The sequence below is a fragment of the Streptomyces sp. NPDC048643 genome (genome assembly GCF_040650615.1).
Classification (GTDB): domain Bacteria; phylum Actinomycetota; class Actinomycetes; order Streptomycetales; family Streptomycetaceae; genus Streptomyces.
In genome coordinates this window covers 1-17,729 of the sequence record NZ_JBEZHO010000090.1, presented here as the reverse complement: position 1 = coordinate 17,729, position 17,729 = coordinate 1, and the positions used below count along the sequence as shown (strand labels likewise).

Sequence of the window (17,729 nt, the reverse complement as noted above, 5' to 3'; positions counted from 1 at the left end):
GCAAGGAACTGCGGTATCCGGCTCCGCCGGACCTGAATCCGCGACGCTCCGCGTCGCCACCATCAGATTCGCTTCACCACCGGCCTGAAGGCCGACGCACTGCGAATGGATTCCGGTAGCGAGGGCATCATCGAGGCTGGAATCGATTCCGACCACCTTGCTCGGACGCGGGCCCTTCCTGGACGGGCTCGGGCTTGTTGACGGCCCCATCGAGGTCTTCTCGTGCACCCGAACCGGCCAGGTGGGCCTCAATGCGGGCGATGGTCTGATCGTTGCCTTCGAACAGGTGAGCCTGCATTCCTACCGCGCGCGCAGCCTCGACGTTGACCCCGTAGTCATCGACGAAGAGGCAGTCCGCCGCGCGCACTTCTAGACGAGAACACGTCATGTCGAAGGCCCGCCGGTCGGGCTTGCACACACCGATCTCGTGGGAGTACAGGATCTGCTCGACCAGGTCGTCGAACTGGTACATCGCCGTCTCCCGCGCACGGGCTCCCACGAAACTGTTGCTCAGGATGCCGAGCCGACAGCGGGAACGCAGCCCTCGCACATAGTCGATGAGCTCGACGTTCGGTGTCCCCAGATACTCGGCCCACAGATCGGCCATGAAGGACTCGACCTGCCTGATGTCGAGACCGAGCCGGGCACCAACTTCCGCCAGAACTTGCGTCTCGCTGACTGCCCCGACAGCCCCGGCTCGCCAGACATCTTCGAGACGCGTGTCCGCACTCCCTGCCGGTAGCCCCAGATGCTCGTCCCATTGGAGCAGCCAACCTGTCGAAGGCGTGATCTCCAAGACTCCACCGATGTCGAGGATGACGCAGCGCGATTCCATACAGGGTCTCCTCCTCCACTCGCCGGCCGGGCGGCCCAACGTGGTCTCCTGACCTGGTTGCCCTGCCACTGTCGACCTTCACCTTCGGGCAAGGTCAAGGCCGTTGAGGCCGACTGGATGGCGAACTGTAGGCAGCTCGACCTGTGGTCTTTGGCTCTTGGGTCGGGCCTGCCGCCCACCTCGCGACGCATTCCGTCGCCACGGTGTAACGCCATCCCGTGACTTGAGCGGAATACGCCGAGCGGAAATCATCGAGTACGCGTCCGCTCCCTGCGGAACGCCTCATGCGACACGGCACGTTCACGGTTTTCCGCGTTCTCTCGACCGCCGTAGCACCGACCGAGGTGGAGTCATGTCTGCTGCCCAGCAAACTTCGCTGCCATTGACGGCGGCCCAGAGCGGGGTCTGGTTCGCCCATCAGTTGAACCAGAATTCCCCCGTCTACAACGTCGGGGAATTCGTGGAGATCCACGGACCGGTCGACGTGGGCCTCTTCGAGACCGCGCTCGGACAAGTGGTGCGCGAGGCCGGGACGTTGCACATCCGGCTGACCGAGGACGCGGAAGGACCCCGCCAGGTCCTCGACGATCCGGCCCCGCTGCGGTTGCGCACGATCGACGTCACCGGCGAGGCCGACCCGGAGGCGGCGGCGCACGCGTACATCTCCGGCCAGATGGCCCGGCCCGTGGACCTGGCCGACGGCGAGCTGTACTCGTACGCGCTGATACGACTCAGCGAGGACCGGTACTTCTGGCACCAGCGCTACCACCACGTCGTCGTCGACGCGTTCGGGGCGGCGGCCCTGACGGCGCGTGTGGCGCGGGTTTACACGGCGCTGGCCGCAGGCGAGAGCACGAGCGATGGAGCTTTCCCCCCGCTGACCAGGCTGCTGGACGACGAGGCCGCCTACCGTGGTTCGGGGCAGTACGCGAAGGACCGGGCCCACTGGGGCGAGCGGTTCGCGCGGCAGCCGGACGAGACCGCGACCTTCGCCGGATCCGGCCGGGCCGCCCCACCCTCGGACACCTTCCTGAGGCGCACCGCGAGCCTCTCCCCCGAGGTGCTGGACAGCCTCCGGTCCACCGCCCGGGCATCCCGCACCACCTGGTCGGCGATGATCGTCGCGGCGGTCGCCGCCCATCTGCACCGTGTCACCGGAATACGTGACATCACCCTGGGAATTCCGGTCAGCGCCCGGCACGGGGCGAACGCCCGTCAGGTCCCGGGAATGGTGTCGAACGAACTCCCGCTGCGCGTCAGCATTTCCCCGGAGACGACCGTCGGGGAACTCGTACGTAATGTCGCCGTGGAACTCCGTAGCCTGCTCCGGCACCAGCGTTATCCGTACGGAGATCTTCGCCGGGATCTGCGGCTTCTCGATGACGGACGTCATCTTTTCGGCCCGATGGTGAACATCATGCCGTTCGATTTCGACGTCACGTTCGCCGGGAATCCGATCACTGTTCACAACGTTTCGAACGGGCCGGTCGGCGACCTCTGCCTCGCGGTCTACGAACGCTCCGACGGCAGCGGTCTGCACTTCTCCTTCGACGCGAACCCCGCGCTCTACGAGGCCGGTGAACTGGCTCTGATCCAGGAGCGGTTCCTTGCTCTCCTGACCGCGATGGCTTCGGCCGATCCCGGGCTGCCCCTCGGCCGGCTGGACACCCTCACCCCGCCCGAGATCGAAGCCGCCCTGGCCGTGGCGGGTGCGCCGGCCCGTACGGTCGGCCCTGCCAACGTCCCGGATGCGTTCGCCGCGCAGGCAGCCTGCACGCCCGACGCCACGGCCTTGGTCGAGCCGGGCTGCTCTATGACGTTTCGTCAACTCAACTCTGCATCAAACCAATTGGCGCACCTGCTGATCGGACTGGGCGCGGGACCCGAGCGGTGCGTCGCGCTTGCTCTGCCCCGCTCCGCCGACACGGTCGTCGCGATGCTCGGCGTGCTGAAAGCCGGTGCGGCCTACGTGCCGCTCGATCCCGATCATCCGGCCGAGCGGACCGCGCAGGTCCTCGCGGAGGCGGACCCGGTCCTCGTCCTGACCACGGCGGCGCTCGCGGACACTCTGCCCGAGGCGCACGCGGCCCGAGTGCTGCTCTTGGAGGATGCCGGGCTCGGTCTGCCCGGCCTGCCCGACAGCGATCCGGCGGACGCCGACCGGATCGCGCCGCTGCTCCCGGCCCATCTCGCCTACGTCATCTACACCTCGGGCTCCACGGGGCGCCCCAAGGGTGTCGCCGTCGAGCACCACAGTCTGAGCAACCTCTACGAGCACCACCGGCGCGTGTTCATCGAAGGGGCCGTCGCCGAGGCGGGCGGGGAGCGTTTCCGGGTGGCGCTGACCAACGCGTTCGTCTTCGACGCATCCTGGACGGCCCTGCTCTGGCTGGTCGCCGGGCACGAGCTGCACGTCATCGACGACGTGACCCGCCGGGACGCCGGTGCGCTCGCCGCCTACGCCGACCGGCATGCCGTCGACCTGCTGGACACCACGCCCACGCACGCACGCCAACTGCTGTCCGCCGGGCTGCTCGAGGGCGGTCACCGGCCCCGGGTCCTGGTGCTTGGCGGCGAGGCCGTCCCCGACGATCTGTGGGCCGAGCTGCGCGCCACACCGGGGCTGACCGCCCGCAACGTGTACGGGCCGACCGAGTGCACCGTCGACTCGATGTACTGCGACCTGCGCGTAGCGTCCACCCCCGTCATCGGACGCACGGTCGACAACCTGCGGGCGTACGTCCTGGACAGCGCCCTGCGCCCGGTCGCGGACGGAGCGACCGGTGAACTCTTCCTGGCGGGCGCCGGGGTCGCCCGGGGCTATCTCGGCAGGTCCGCGCTGACAGCGGAGCGGTTCGTCGCCGATCCCTTCGGTGCACCCGGCGAGCGCATGTACCGCACGGGCGACCTGGCCCGGCGTGACCGCGACGGGCTTCTCAGCTACGCGGGACGCGTGGACACGCAGGTCAAACTGCGCGGGTTCCGGATCGAGACGGGCGAGATCGAGTCGGTGCTCGCCACGCATCCGGCGATCGCGCAGTGCGGTGTCGTGGTGCGCGAGGACGGCTCGGCGGTCCGTCGGCTGATCGGCTACTTCGTCCCTGCCCCGGGCCACCTTGCGCCGGATGCAAACGAGTTGAGGGAGCACCTCGCCGCGGCGCTGCCCGAGTACATGGTCCCGGCCGGGTTCGTCGCGCTCGACGCGCTGCCCCTCACTCACAACGGCAAGCTCGACCGGAACGCCCTGCCCGCCCCGGAGATCACCGCGGCCGCCGACAGCCGGGCCCCCCGCACCCCGGCCGAGGAGATCCTGTGCGCTCTCTACGCGGAGCTTCTGGGCGTACAGAGCGTCGGTGTCGACGACAGCTTCTTCGCACTCGGCGGTGACTCAACGCTGGCGGTGCGCCTCGCGGCGCTTGCCCGTGAGGCCTCCGTGATCGTCCAGCCCCGGGATGTCTTCCAGCTCAAGACCGTCGCCGCGCTCGCGGAGGCCGCCCATACCTCCGAGGCCGTCACGGAGCGGCCCCTGCGCTCCAGCGGTCCTCTGCTGGACCTCGATCCCGCCGACCGTGCAACGCTCGCCGTCGCTCACCCGGGCCACGGGGACGTTCTGCCGCTCACGCCGCTTCAGGAGGGCATGCTCTTCCACGCGCAGTACGAGAGTGACGGCGACAGCGACGAGCGGGCTTCCTCGGTCGATCCGTACATCGCGCAGTCCTCCTACGAGTTGTCCGGCCCGTTGCGCGCCGAACTGCTGCGGGCCGCGTGCGACGCGGTGCTCGGCCGGCACGCGTGTCTGCGGGCCGCCTTCACCCGGACCGCGTCCGGCCGGGCCGTGCAGGTGATCACCGATGTGTCCGCGGCGCCCTGGGACGAGCGCGACCTGACGGGACTGTCCGAGGATGCCCAACAGCTCCGGATCGAGGCCGAGTTGGCCGCCGACCGTGCCCGGCCCTTCGTCATGTCGGACGCTCCCCTCGTACGGTTCCTGCTGCTGCGTCTTTCCGCCGAACGGCACGTGCTCGTCTTCACCGGCCACCACATCGTGCTCGACGGCGCGTCCCTCGCCCTCGTGACGGACGATCTCCTCGGCATCTACGAGGCGCTGTGCGGCGGGGCACTGGCCGCGGGAGTCACCGTGGGTGACACGGGCTCCGGCGTCACACTCCGGGACTACGCCGCGTGGCTGTTGGAACAGGACGCGGAGGCGGCGGCAGAGGCCTGGGCGACGGCATTGAGGGGTGTCGAGGAGCCGACGCTGCTGGCTCCGCACGCCGCATCCGGCCGGCCCCCGGTACTGCCCGAGGAAGTGCGGGTGGCCCTCGACCCGTCCCGCACCGCCGCACTGGTGACGGCGGCCCGGACCCGCTCCCTGACGCTGAACAGCGTGGTCCAGACGGCCTGGGCGGTGACGCTGGCCCAGCTGACCGGCCGCGACGACGTGCTCTTCGGGACGACCGTCTCGGTGCGCCCCGCGGACCTGCCCGGCGCCGACGAGCTGACGGGTCTGCTCATCAACACCGTTCCGGTGCGGTTCCGTCTGGACCCCGCCGAGCCGCTGGAGAGCCTCTCGGCTCGCGTCCAGGACGAGCAGGCAGCCCTCTCCCCGCACCACCACCTGGGCCTCGCCGACATCCACCGGCCCACCGGGCTCGACCGGCTCTTCGACACCTCCACGGTCTTCGAGAACCACACCCCCACTTCCGAAACCGGTGCCGGTGCCGGTGCCGGCAGCACGACGGCAGGTCTAACCGTCCGGCCGACCGGCAGCTACGGGGCCACCCACTACGCCCTGACCCTCATCGCGGAGCCGGGTGAGGAACTGACCCTGCGGCTCGCCCACCGGCCCGACCTCGTGGATCGCGCCGACGCCGTGGCGGTCGCCGAGCGGGTCGCCCGCTTCCTCGGCGCCTTTGCCGCCGCGCCCGACGCCTCGCTCGCCACCGTGCACCTGCTCTCCGCACCGGAACGAGCACGCGTCCTCGATGAGTTCAACGCGGCCGACGCACCCTTCGCCGACTCCTCGATTCCGCGACGGTTCGCCGAGCAGGCGACCCGCACCCCTGACGCGGTCGCGCTCACCGGCTTCGGCGGCACCCTCAGCTACAGCGAACTCGACTTCCGCGCGACCAAGTTGGCACGGCGTCTGTTCGCTCTGGGTGTGCGGCCCGAGGAGCGGGTGGCCGTTCTCCAGGAGCGCTCGCCCGAGTTGATCGTGTCCCTGCTGGCGGTGCTCAAGGCGGGCGGCGCCTACATGCCGCTCGACCCGCGCTCCCCCGCCGACCGGCTGCGCGCCATGGCGGGGAGTTCCAACGCCCGCATCCTGCTGACCGACCGCGCCTCCCACGAGGCCGCGCAGGCCCTCGCCACCGAGCACCTCCTCGTCGTCGACGAACCCCTCCCCGACCTCACCTCCCCGGTCGGCCCGCTGCCCGACGTCCGGCCCGACCAGCTCGCGTACGTCCTGTTCACGTCCGGATCGACGGGCGAGCCGAAGGGCGTCGGAGTCACCCACCGCGCGGTTCTCGACCTGGCCGGCGACAGCGCGTTCGTCTCACCCGCGCACCGGTCGGTGCTCCAGCACTCCACCCAGGCCTTCGACGCGGCGACGTACGAGATGTGGGTGCCGCTACTGAGCGGCGGACGGGTCGTCCTCGCGCCGCCCGCCGAACTGGACGGTCCCACATTGGAGAGGCTCGTCGCCGAGCACGGTGTGACCGCTGTGTGGCTGACGGCCGGTCTGTTCCGCCTCCTCGCCGAGGAGTCACCTAACTCCTTCGCCGGGCTGCGGGAGGTGTGGGCGGGTGGCGATGTCGTCCCCGGCCAGGCGGTCCGCCGGGTCATGGACGCCTGCCGGGGACTGGTCGTCGTGGACGGCTACGGTCCGACCGAGACCACCGTCTTTGCCGCCCGGCATCGCATGCGGCCCGGGGACGAGATCCCGGGCACGGTGCCGGTGGGACGACCTTTGGACGGGATGCGCGCGTACGTTCTCGACAGCGCGCTGCGCCCCGTGCCCGTCGGTGTCGCGGGTGAACTGCACTTGTCCGGCGCGGGACTTGCGCGCGGGTATCTGGACCGGGCGCCGGCGACGGCGGAGCGTTTCGTCGCCGACCCGTTCGGCGCGCCCGGAGAGCGCATGTATCGCACCGGGGATCTGGTCCGCTGGACCGGCGACGGTGAACTGGTCTTCCTGGGCCGGGCCGACGACCAGATCAAGATCCGCGGGTTCCGCGTCGAGCCCGGCGAGATCGAGGCCGCGCTCGTCCGGCATCCGGCGGTGGCCCAGTGCTGCGTTGTGGCCCGCGAGGACAGCCCCGGCGTCAAACGACTGGCCGCCTATGTCGTCCCGGCTGCCGGGAGTGAGGCGGCGACCGCGGCCGAACTCCGTCGCCACCTGGCCCCGTTGTTGGCCGACTACCAGGTGCCGGCCGCGTTCGTGCCGCTGGCCGCGCTGCCGCTGACCCGCAACGGCAAGATCGACCGGAGGGCCCTGCCCGTCCCGGAGTTCACCGCGGCCGGTGACGGACGTGCGCCCGCTACCCCTCGGGAGGAACTGCTGTGCGCCCTTTTCGCAGAGGTCCTCGGCATCGAGGGGGTCGGCCCCGACGACAGCTTCTTCGCCCTCGGGGGCGACTCGATCGTGTCCGTCCGGCTGGCCGCCCGGGCCCGCCGGGCGGGACTCGTCCTGACCGCCCGTGACGTCTTCACCTTCCATACCCCGGCCGCCCTCGCCGAGGCGGCGTCCGACCTGGCACCGGAGCCCACCGGCTGGGCCGAGGAGCCGGAGCTGCCTTCGATGACCCTGCCCGACCTCGAACTCGACGAGCTGGTGGCCGAATGGGAGTCCGCCCAGTGAACGCGACACCGACCACGACACGGCCGACCACGGCCGGCAAGCGACCCGACCTCGACGTCCTGCCGCTGACGCCGCTCCAGGAGGGCATGCTCTTCCACGCGCTCTACGACAACGAGGGAAGTGACGTCTACACCGTCCAGACCTCGCTGGAGCTGACCGGTCCGCTCGACGCCACCGCGCTGCGGGCCGCGTGCGGGGCCCTGCTGGAGCGGCATCCGGCACTGCGGGCCGGATTCCTCCAGCGCGGCAGCGGCCAGGCGGTCCAGATCGTGCCGCGCACCGTCGACGTGCCGTGGACCGAGGAGGATCTCAGCGATCGGCCGGAGGCCGAACAGGGGCCGGCGCTCGACCGGATCACGGCCGAGGACCGGGAGCGCCGCTTCAACCTGGCCGCCCCTCCTCTCGTACGGTTCCGCCTGCTGCGCATGGCCACCGAACGTCACGTGCTGTTGATGACGAACCATCACATACTCCTGGACGGATGGTCGTTGCCGCTGGTCCTGCGTGATCTGTTCGAGCTCTACGAGCTGTTCGGGCAGGGCGGCAGCGCGGCGGCTCTGGCTCCCGCGCCCTCCTTCCGCCGTCACCTGGCCTGGCTCGCCGGCCAGGACCTTCCGGCTGCGGAGGACGCCTGGCGCCGTGCGCTGGGCGACCTGGACGAGCCCACGCTGGTGGCTCCGGGCGGGACGCCGCACCGGGCCGACTTCCCGGCGCGGGTGGTGACCCATGTGCCGGAGGAACTGACAGCGGAGCTGGGGCGGTTCGCCCGCTCCCGGGGGCTCACGGTCAACACGCTCGTACAGGTGGCCTGGGCCCTGCTGCTGGCCCGCGTCACCGGCCGGCAGGACGTCGTCTTCGGGGCGACCGTCGCGGGACGGCCTCCGGAGGTACCCGGCGTCGAGGAGACGGTGGGGCTGTTCATCAACACCGTTCCAGTGCGGGTGCGTCTGGACGCGGCCGAACCGCTGGAGCAGCTGCTGGTCCGCGTCCAGGAGGAGCAGTCCGCGCTCCTCGCACACCACCACCTCGGCCTCCCCGCGGTGCAGCGGCTGACCGGACTCGGCGATCTCTTCGACACCGCCGTGGTGTTCGAGAACGCACCCTTCGACGACGCCTCCGTGAACCGGACCTTCGGCGGACTGCGTGTCGGGATCCTGGAGGACACGGCCACCACGGGCACGATGCACTACCCGCTCAGCCTGGTCGCCGTACCCGGACGACGGCTGCGCCTGGACCTGAGCCATCGGGACGACGTCTTCGACCGGCCGGCGGTCGAGGGACTGGCCCAGGGCCTGGAACGCCTGCTGAGTGCGCTGGTGGCCACCCCGGAGCGGCCCTGCGGGCTGGTCGACGCGCTGGACGCCGGCGAGCACGCCGCTCTCCTGGCGACCGGCACGGGTCCCGCCGTGCGCCTGCCCGCAACCACACTGCCCGAGCTGTTCGCCGAGCAGGCCGCCCGCACACCGGCGGCGACCGCGGTGACCTTCGAGGGCGCGACGATGACGTACGGCGAACTCAACGCCCGTGCAAATCGGTTGGCTCACGCGTTGCGGGACCGGGGAGTCGGTCCGGGGCGCGTGGTGGCCGTTGCGCTGCCCCGCTCCCTCGACCTCGTCGTCACCCTTTATGCGGTGCACAAGGCGGGTGCGGCCTATCTGCCGGTCGATCCGGACTATCCCGAGGACCGGGTGCGGTACATGCTCGACGACGCGGCGCCCGCCCTCGTCGTCACCCCGGCTGTCTACGACGCTCTGGTCAGGGAGGCCGGGGAACAGGACGGCTCGGGTGAACTGCCGGGCGTGGCGCCGGGATCCCCGGCGTACATGATCTACACGTCCGGCTCGACGGGACGGCCCAAGGGGGTACTCGTTCCGCACGAGGGCATCGTCAACCGGCTGTTGTGGATGCAGTCGGCGTACGGGCTGACGGCGGCCGACCGGGTCCTGCAGAAGACACCGTCCAGTTTCGACGTCTCGGTGTGGGAGTTCTTCTGGCCCCTGATCACCGGAGCGACCCTGGTCGTGGCCAGGCCGGAAGGGCACAAGGATCCGGCCTATCTCGCGGATCTGATACGCCAACAGGACATCACCACCGTGCACTTCGTGCCGTCCATGCTGGACTCGTTCCTTCGCACGCCGGACGCGGCCCGGTGCACCGGGTTGCGCAGGGTGATCTGCAGCGGTGAGGCACTGCCCGCCGCGCTCGCCGACCGCTTCCACGACCTCTTTGACGACGCGGGCACCGAACTGCACAACCTGTACGGGCCCACCGAGGCGTCCGTCGATGTCACCCACCGGCGCAGCCTGCCCGGCACCCGGACGGCGTCTGTGCCCATCGGCCGGCCCGTCGACAACACCCGCGTGTACGTCCTCGACGCGGGACTGCGGCCCGCGCACCCGGGCGCCCCCGGCGAGTTGTACCTGGCGGGCGTCCAGCTCGCCCACGGCTACCACGGGCGCCCCGGGCTCACGGCCGAGCGCTTCGTCGCCGATCCGTTCGGGCCGCCAGGGTCACGGATGTACCGTACGGGCGATGTCGTGCGCTGGACCGAGGACGGCGAACTGCTGTATCTGCGGCGGGCCGACGACCAGGTCAAGATCCGTGGCTTCCGTATCGAGCTCGGTGAGATCGAGTCCGTGCTGGCCGGACATCCGGCCGTGCACACGCAGGCCGTCGTGGTCCGGGAGGACCAGCCGGGGGTCAAGCGTCTGGTGGCGTACGTCGTTCCTGCCGACTCGGAACGCTCCGGGAGCACGGGCGCCTGTGATGTCGCCGCGTTGCGGGCCTACTGCGCCGCCGGGCTTCCCGAGCACATGGTGCCGCAGGCGTTCGTGATGCTGGAGCGGCTGCCGTTGTCGCTCAGCGGGAAACTGGACCGTAAGGCGCTGCCCGCGCCCGCGTTCAGCGCCGCCGGCGGGCGCGATCCCGAGGGGCCGGTGGAGGAACTGCTCTGCGGGCTCTTCGCCGAGGTGCTCGGCGTGCCGGGAGTCGGTCCGGACGACGGATTCTTCGAGCTGGGCGGCGACTCGATCCTCTCCATCCAACTCGTCGCCCGGGCCCGCAAGTCGGGCCTGCTGATCACGCCGCGGGACGTGTTCGTGCACCGCACGGTGGCCGCGCTCGCCCTCGTCGTCACCCCGGTGGACACCGCGCCGGCCGTCGAGGCCGACGACGCGGGCACGGGGGCGGTGGCCCTGGCTCCCATCACCCACTGGCTGCGTGAACAGGGTGGCCCCGTCGCGGGCTTCCACCAGTCGATGGTCGTACGGGTCCCGGCGGCCCTGCGTGAGGAGGACCTGGTCGCCGCGCTCCAGGCGGTCATCGACCGTCATGACGCGCTGCGCCTGCGGCTCGGCGGCGACAACGACTCCTGGACGTTTGAGACTTCGGTTCGTGGGGCCGTACGGGCCGCCGACTGCCTCACGCGTCACCGCGTCCAGAGTGCCGACGCCCTTCGGGACGCCGTGACGGAGCAGTCGGAGGTGGCCCGGCGCACACTGGACCCCCGGGAAGGCAACGTGCTGCGGGCCGTCTGGTTCGACCGCGGTGACACGGAGCCGGGCCGACTGCTCCTGATGGTGCATCACCTCGCGGTGGACGGGGTCTCCTGGCGGATCCTGCTGCCCGACCTCGCTGCCGCCTGGCGGGCCGCGGCCGACGGCGCGTCGCCGGATGCCGCCCTCGACCCGGTGCCGACCTCGCTGCGCACCTGGTCCCGCACCCTCACCGAGGCGGCCCATGATCCGGCCCGCACCGCCGAACTCGTCTTGTGGCAGGCCGTGTCGGAGGGCGACGACCCGCCGATCTCGGAGCGCTCCGCCGACCCGGCCCGCGACACGTACGCCACCCGCCGCGACCTCACCCTGACGCTTCCCCCGGAGTACACCGCCGCTCTGCTGACGGCCGTGCCCGAGGCGTTCCATGCCGGAGTCGACGACATCCTGCTCACGGCGCTCGCACTGGCGGTGGCGCACTGGCGCGAACCGGCGGCGGGCACGTCGGTCCTGGTCGACCTGGAGGGCCACGGCCGCCAGGAACTCGCCCCCGGGTTCGACCTCTCGCGCACCGTGGGCTGGTTCACCAGCCTGTATCCCGTACGTCTGGACACCCGGGCCGCAGACTGGAGGGACATCTGGGCCGGCGGACCGCAGCTCGGTCACGCCGTCAAGGCCGTCAAGGAACAGCTCCGTGCCGTACCGCACCACGGGATCGGATACGGGCTCCTGCGCCACCTCAACGCCGACACCGGTCCGCTCCTGGCGGCACTGCGCACTCCCCAGATCGGCTTCAACTACCTGGGCCGGTTCGGCGCGGGACAGGCGGGCGACTGGGAGACGACCGGCGAGACCGACGCCGTGACGGCACCGGCCGACCCGGCGATGCCGTTGCCGCACGCCCTGGACCTCAACGCCGCCACCGAGGACCGCCCCGACGGACCGCACCTGGTCGCCAACTGGTCATGGGCGGCAGCGCTGTTCGGCGAGGAGCGGATACGGGAACTGGCCGACACCTGGTTCCGGGCACTGCGCGCGCTCGTGGACCATGCGGCCTCCGCGGGCTCGGGCGGACACACTCCCTCCGACCTCGGCATCGTGGCCATCGCCGGTGAGCGGCTGGAACAGGACGAACTCGACGCGCTCGAAGCACGCTGGTCGCGGGAGACGCTCACCGACGTCCTTCCTCTGTCCCCGCTCCAGGAGGGGCTGCTGTTCCACGCCCTGTACGACGAGGAGACGGTGGACGTCTACAACGTCCAGCTCTCCCTCGGCCTCGACGGACCCCTCACCCCGTCCGCGCTGCGCGCCGCCTGCCAGGACCTGGTCGACCGGCACGCCCCGCTCCGCACGACCTTCGGCACCCTGTCCTCCGGCACTCCCTTCCAGGCGGTGCTGCGGAACGCGGAGGCCTCCTGGACCGAGCACGACCTGCGGGGACAGGACGAACAGGCGCGGCGGATCCGCCGTACGGAGATCCTGGCGGCCGACCGGCTGCACCGCCTTTCCGTGGACGCGCCCTCCCTCGCCCGGTTCACGCTCCTCCGGGAAACGGACGACCACCACACCCTGTTGCTGGCCGTGCATCACATTCTGTTGGACGGCTGGTCGATGCCGGTCCTGCTGCGCGATCTGTTCGCCCTGTACGCGGCCCGCGAGGACCGTGCCGACCGTCTGCCGAGGCCCTTGCCCGGGCCCAGTGTCCGGGACCACCTCGCCTGGCACGCCGGCCAGGACCAGGACACCGCCGAGAAGGCGTGGCGGGATGCGCTCGATGGACTGGAGGGGCCCACGCTTGTGGCGCCGGGAGCCGCCCGGGCGGGCACGCCCCTGCTGCCCGAACGGATCACGGCGGAGCTGTCCGGCGCGGAGACGGCGGCGCTGACCACGCTGGCGCGGGAGAACGGCCTCACCCTCAACACGGTGATGCAGGGTGCCTGGGCGTTGGTGCTGGCCGATGCGACCGGGCGGCGCGATGTCGTGTTCGGTGCCACGGTGTCGCTGAGAGCGCCGGAGTTGCCCGGTGTGGAGAACGGCGTCGGGCTGCTTATCACCACGGTTCCGGTGCGGGTGCGCCGACACGACGGTGAGACGACCGCCGCGTTTCTCACCCGCCTGCAGGACGAGCAGTCCGCCCTCGCAGCACACCAGCACCTGGGTCTGCCCCGCATCCAAGCCCTGGCCGGCGGCGGCCCGCTCTTCGACACCTCGACGGTCTTCGAGAACTACCCCGCCGACTCCGGTGAGGTCCGCGCGGGACGCGTCCGCGTCACCGGTCTCGATGGGCGCGACGCCTACCACTACCCGATGAGCCTTATGGGCGTGCCCGGCGAGCGCATCTATCTCCAACTGAGTTATCGGCCCGATCTGTTCGACCGTCGTGCCGCCGAACAGACCATGGCCCGGCTCCGTGCGGTGCTCGCCACGTTCACCGGCCGGCCAGATCCCGTTGGGGACGGGCCCGTGGACGCCGTACGGGCACTGTTCGCGGAGATCCTCGACGTCGAACGCGTGGGCCCCGACGACGACTTCTTCGCTCTTGGCGGCACCTCCCTGCGGGCCCTGCGCCTCACGGGACGCCTGCGCGCACTCGAAGGGGCGCCGCGGCTCGCGGTACGGGCGGTGTTCGACCGGCCCACACCACGGGCTCTGGCGGGCCACCTGCGCTGACCGGCGCCAGGTGGCAGGTGGCCGGGAGGCTCACGGGTGGCCCTCCCGACCAGTCGGCCCGCCGACGCCAGTCCTCACCTCCACCTCCCCTTCGACCTCCACCTCACCCTCGTACGCCAGGCCTGTCTCAGGCATGCCCTGGTGACAGCCGTGAGCCCGGGCGGCCCTGCGCCGCACCTCAGCTGCCCACCCCGCCGGAACCGGCGAACGCCACCTCCGGCAGACACACGACAATCAAGGAGACACCCAGCATGAACAGCCCCTTCGACAACCAGGACGGCACCTTCCTCGTCCTCGTCAACGACGAGAACCAGCACTCCCTGTGGCCTGCCTTCGCGGAGGTTCCGGCCGGCTGGACGGTCGTCCACTCCGAGGGCACCCGCCAGGACTGCCTCGACTACATCGGCGAACACTGGACCGACCTGCGTCCCCGGAGCCTGGTCGAGGCCATGGCAGCCGACGCCGTCGCCGCGCGGTGAGCGCCCCGCTCACGGTTTTGGCCACGGCCTTCCTCGCCCGGACGAGTCAGCTCGGCCTCTTCTCGGCGGAGACGCTCATCCTCCTCGACCGGGACGTCGCCGCAGACCGTATCGGGCTGGTGATGACGGCCGCCGCGGCGGGCGGAGCCCTGGCACAACTCGCCGTGAGCCGCTGGGGCCACCGCAGTCGCACGACCCAGATCATCCTCCTCGGCACGCTCCTGCAGAGCGTCGGCTGTCTGGCGTTCGCCGTCTTCACGCCCTGGTGGAGCCTGGCCGCGGCCGACTTCCTGGTCATGGCGGGCGGCGCGCTGACCGGCACCGGGCTGCGCGCCACCCTGGCCACCGACCCTTCCAACGTCTCCGATCCCTCTGCGGGGCGCTCCCAGGAGCGTGCCGCGGAGGACGAGGTGGAGCGGACGAGTCGCCTGGAACGTGCCTACGGCCGCTTGACGGGGGCCCAGATGCTCGGTGCGCTGACCGGCCCGCTCGGTGCGGGCGCCGCGCTGCTGCACGGCAGCGGCGGGGCAGCCTGGTTCGCCACTGCTGTCGGCGTCGCCGCCATGGCGGTGGCGGGATCGGCGGTGCGACGGGAGAGGGTTGCAGTATCCATCGGGCCGGACTCGGCGTCCCTTGTCCGATCCGGGGCCGAGCCGGTACGGCCCTCCGCCCAGTCGGCACCGTCCTTAGCCCGGTCCAGCCAGGCACTCGTCCGATCCGGGCCGTGCTCGGCACCGGGCTCTGGCGGAGCTCTGTTCGGGGTGGTGTGGCCGGCGTTGGTGCTGTTGTTCGGGATCACGGCCCTGTACGGCGGCTACTCCGTGGTCTGGGCCGTCTACTTGCGCGGGCTCGGCGCCCCGGACGTGGTCGTGGCCTGGTCGATGGCGTGCCTGGCGCTTCCGGCGCTCCTGTTGTCACCCCGGGCGGGGGCAGTGCTGCGCCGGGTCCCCCGGACGGCGCTGATCCGCTGCGCCGCGCTTCTTCTCGGCGGGTCGGCGTGCCTCTACCCGCTGGTCGACGTGACCGGTGTGGCGGTCGCCCTGTCGCTCGCGGAGGGCGTGCTGCTCGCCGTTGCGCTGCCGCTGATTTCCGCGAAGGTGGCGCGCGATGCTGGTCCGGACCGTACGGCCAGGGCCTTCGGTGCTCTTGGTGCGGCGGACGCGCTCGGCAGCGGTCTGGGGACGGCGGTCGCCGGTGTGCTGCTCGCGCAGGGCGGTGCGGGCCTCGCGTTCCGGTTCAGCGGTGTGCTCTGTCTGGTGTGCGCTGCGCTCTCCCTGGTCCCGATGCCCGCCGCGTCCGCCGGCTCGTCACCGGTTGTTCCATCGCTGCCCTCCTCAGCATCGGCTTGTCCGCCCTTGACTTCCCCTCCCCCGCCTTCGGCCTCCCTCACGTCCACCTCACCTCACCTCAACTCCCCTCCAGAAAACGGCAGGTCCAGACATGTACCACGGCATACCCCTCGAATACGGGCTCTCCGCCGCTGAGACGGAACAGATCCAGGAGGCGCTGGCCCGCTTCCGCGAGGGGGCACTGTCCCCCGCACAGCCCGCCTTCTACGACGAGCACTGGGACGCCGCACTCCACCTTCCGGCCGGACTGCGCAGCTTCCTGGAGCAGTTCCGCCGCACCGAACCGGCCGCGGCACTGGTCATCCACGGGTTCCCGGTCGATGACGAGGCGGTCGGTCCCACGCCGGCCCACTGGGAGGACGTGCCCGTCCAGGGGGCGGTCCTCGACGAGGAGCTCTTCCTCGCCATGGTCGGCACCGCCCTCGGTGACCCGTTCACCTTCTCGACCCTCCAGTTGGGCCGGGTGACGCAGAACCTGCTGCCGATCCGTGGTGACGAGCTGCGCCAGAGCGGGCACGGCAGCGAATGCCTCCTCGAGTTCCACACCGAGGACGGGTTCCACCCCGGCCGCTGCGACTACCTCCTGCTGTTCGGCATGCGCAACCACGAGCGGGTGCCGACCATCGTCTCCTCCGTACGCGACGTCAAGATCAGCGACGAGACCGCGGACCTGCTCCGCTCACCCCGGTTCCTGATCCGCCCCGACGACGAACACGTACGCCAGCTGCAGGCGCGCCACCCCGACCATCCCGCCCTCGCCGGCATGCTGCGGATGCAGAGCGACCCCGAGCCCGTGGCGGTGCTCTCTGGCGAGCACGACCGGCCGTATCTGCGCATCGACTACCCGTTCATGACCTGCGCCGGCGAGGACTCCAGCGCCCAGGAGGCCCTGGACGAGCTGATGGAGGAGCTGGAGCGGGTGCAGCTCGACGTCGTCGTGGAGCAGGGCAGCCTCGCCGTCGTGGACAACTACGTCGCCGTGCACGGGCGTAGGGCGTTCCGCGCGGCGCACGACGGCACGGACCGCTGGCTCAAGCGCATGATCGTCAGCCGTGACCTGCGCAAGACCACCCCGCATGCTTCGCCCGGGAACACGCGCATCCTCTTCTGACCCGTGCCCGGTACCTCTCACCGTCATCCCCTCAGGAAAGGGACATCCACAGATGCGCACCATCGTCGTGACCGGTGGCTCCAGCGGTATCGGCCAAGCCACCGTCGAACGCTTCGCTAGCGCGGGCGATCGCGTCTTCAACCTCGACATCGCCGAACCCCAGGGCGAGCAGCACGAGTTCGTCACATGGGTCCGCTGCGACGTGGCCGACTGGCAGGCCGTGGACGACACCCTCGCCCAGATCCACCGGGACCACGGGGCTTTGGACGTGGTCATCGCCAACGCCGGTATCAGCGTCCGTCACGGTGTCCTGGACATCAGCGAGAAGGACGCCCGCCGGGTGGTCGACGTCAATCTGCTCGGCACGCTCGGCCTTTGGCGCTGCGCGGCCCGCATCATGGCGGACCAGGACACCGGTGTGCTCCTGGCGACCGCTTCGGTCAACGGCCGGCGCGGATACCCCAACTACGCCGACTACAACGCCACCAAGGCCGGCGTCATCGCCCTCACCCAGACCTTCGCCCTGGAACTCAGCCCCCGTGTACGGGTCGCCTGTGTGAGTCCGGGCGCCGTGCTCACGCCGATGCAACTCGCCGAGTACACAGGCCAGATGCTGGCCGACGTCAATGCCCGTATCCCGGCCGGGAGGCATGCCGACCCCGCCGAGATCGCGTCGGCCTTCTTCTACCTCGCCTCACCGGACGCGGCATTCCTGACGGGCCAGGAGCTGGTCATCGACGGCGGCGAGACGGCCGGCGCGACCACCGCCGAATGGGGCACCGCCAACAGCGCCTGACCCTCCTCGCACCACCGGTCCCCGCACGGCTCCGGAGCCGTGCGGCCAGATAACTGGAGAGGGGGTACCACGCACAAATCAGTCCGCGGAGGGGTGCTAAGACAGCGCGTCCAATAATTAAATGTAAAACTAGAAA

At 70.9% G+C, this 17,729-nt stretch carries 7 protein-coding genes; 6 read left to right on the top strand and 1 reads right to left on the bottom strand.

What is annotated here, in order from left to right; genetic code table 11:
* Window positions 1-127: 127 nt before the first annotated feature.
* Window positions 128-835, bottom strand: a complete 708-nt coding sequence (locus AB0C62_RS41435; RefSeq protein WP_362982377.1) for an HAD family phosphatase — start codon at window positions 833-835, stop codon at window positions 128-130.
* Between the two features lie 352 nt (window positions 836-1,187).
* Between AB0C62_RS41435 and AB0C62_RS41430 the strand changes: the two genes are divergently transcribed.
* From AB0C62_RS41430 to AB0C62_RS41405, 6 genes are all read left to right on the top strand, one after another.
* Entirely contained in the window at window positions 1,188-7,694 is a 6,507-nt protein-coding gene (locus AB0C62_RS41430; protein ID WP_362982375.1) for an amino acid adenylation domain-containing protein, read from the top strand.
* Window positions 7,691-13,858, top strand: a complete 6,168-nt coding sequence (locus tag AB0C62_RS41425; RefSeq protein WP_362982373.1) for an amino acid adenylation domain-containing protein — start codon at window positions 7,691-7,693, stop codon at window positions 13,856-13,858. Before AB0C62_RS41430 ends, AB0C62_RS41425 begins: the two co-directional genes overlap by 4 nt.
* Before the next feature lie 251 nt (window positions 13,859-14,109).
* A complete protein-coding gene (locus AB0C62_RS41420) occupies window positions 14,110-14,337 on the top strand; it encodes an MbtH family protein (protein WP_362982372.1) in 228 nt (75 codons plus the stop codon).
* 17 nt (window positions 14,338-14,354) lie between these two features.
* A complete protein-coding gene (locus AB0C62_RS41415) occupies window positions 14,355-15,821 on the top strand; it encodes an MFS transporter (RefSeq protein WP_362982370.1) in 1,467 nt (488 codons plus the stop codon).
* The gene (gene gntD, locus AB0C62_RS41410; RefSeq protein ID WP_362982368.1) at window positions 15,778-16,797 is read left to right on the top strand and encodes a guanitoxin biosynthesis L-enduracididine beta-hydroxylase GntD; all 1,020 of its coding nucleotides are present in this window, start codon (window positions 15,778-15,780) and stop codon (window positions 16,795-16,797) included. Before AB0C62_RS41415 ends, gntD begins: the two co-directional genes overlap by 44 nt.
* 52 nt (window positions 16,798-16,849) lie before the next feature.
* Window positions 16,850-17,593: an SDR family oxidoreductase gene (locus AB0C62_RS41405; RefSeq protein ID WP_362982366.1), complete on the top strand. Its 744-nt coding sequence runs from the start codon at window positions 16,850-16,852 to the stop codon at window positions 17,591-17,593.
* The last annotated feature ends 136 nt before the right edge of the window (window positions 17,594-17,729 follow it).

Bases quoted from the DNA above. Each gene is read 5' to 3' on its own strand.
- AB0C62_RS41405 (WP_362982366.1), top strand. From the start codon at position 16,850: ATGCGCACCATCGTCGTGACCGGTGGCTCCAGCGGTATCGGCCAAGCC.
- gntD (WP_362982368.1), top strand. From the start codon at position 15,778: ATGTACCACGGCATACCCCTCGAATACGGGCTCTCCGCCGCTGAGACG.
- AB0C62_RS41420 (WP_362982372.1), top strand. From the start codon at position 14,110: ATGAACAGCCCCTTCGACAACCAGGACGGCACCTTCCTCGTCCTCGTC.
- AB0C62_RS41430 (WP_362982375.1), top strand. From the start codon at position 1,188: ATGTCTGCTGCCCAGCAAACTTCGCTGCCATTGACGGCGGCCCAGAGC.
- AB0C62_RS41435 (WP_362982377.1), bottom strand. From the start codon at position 835: ATGGAATCGCGCTGCGTCATCCTCGACATCGGTGGAGTCTTGGAGATC.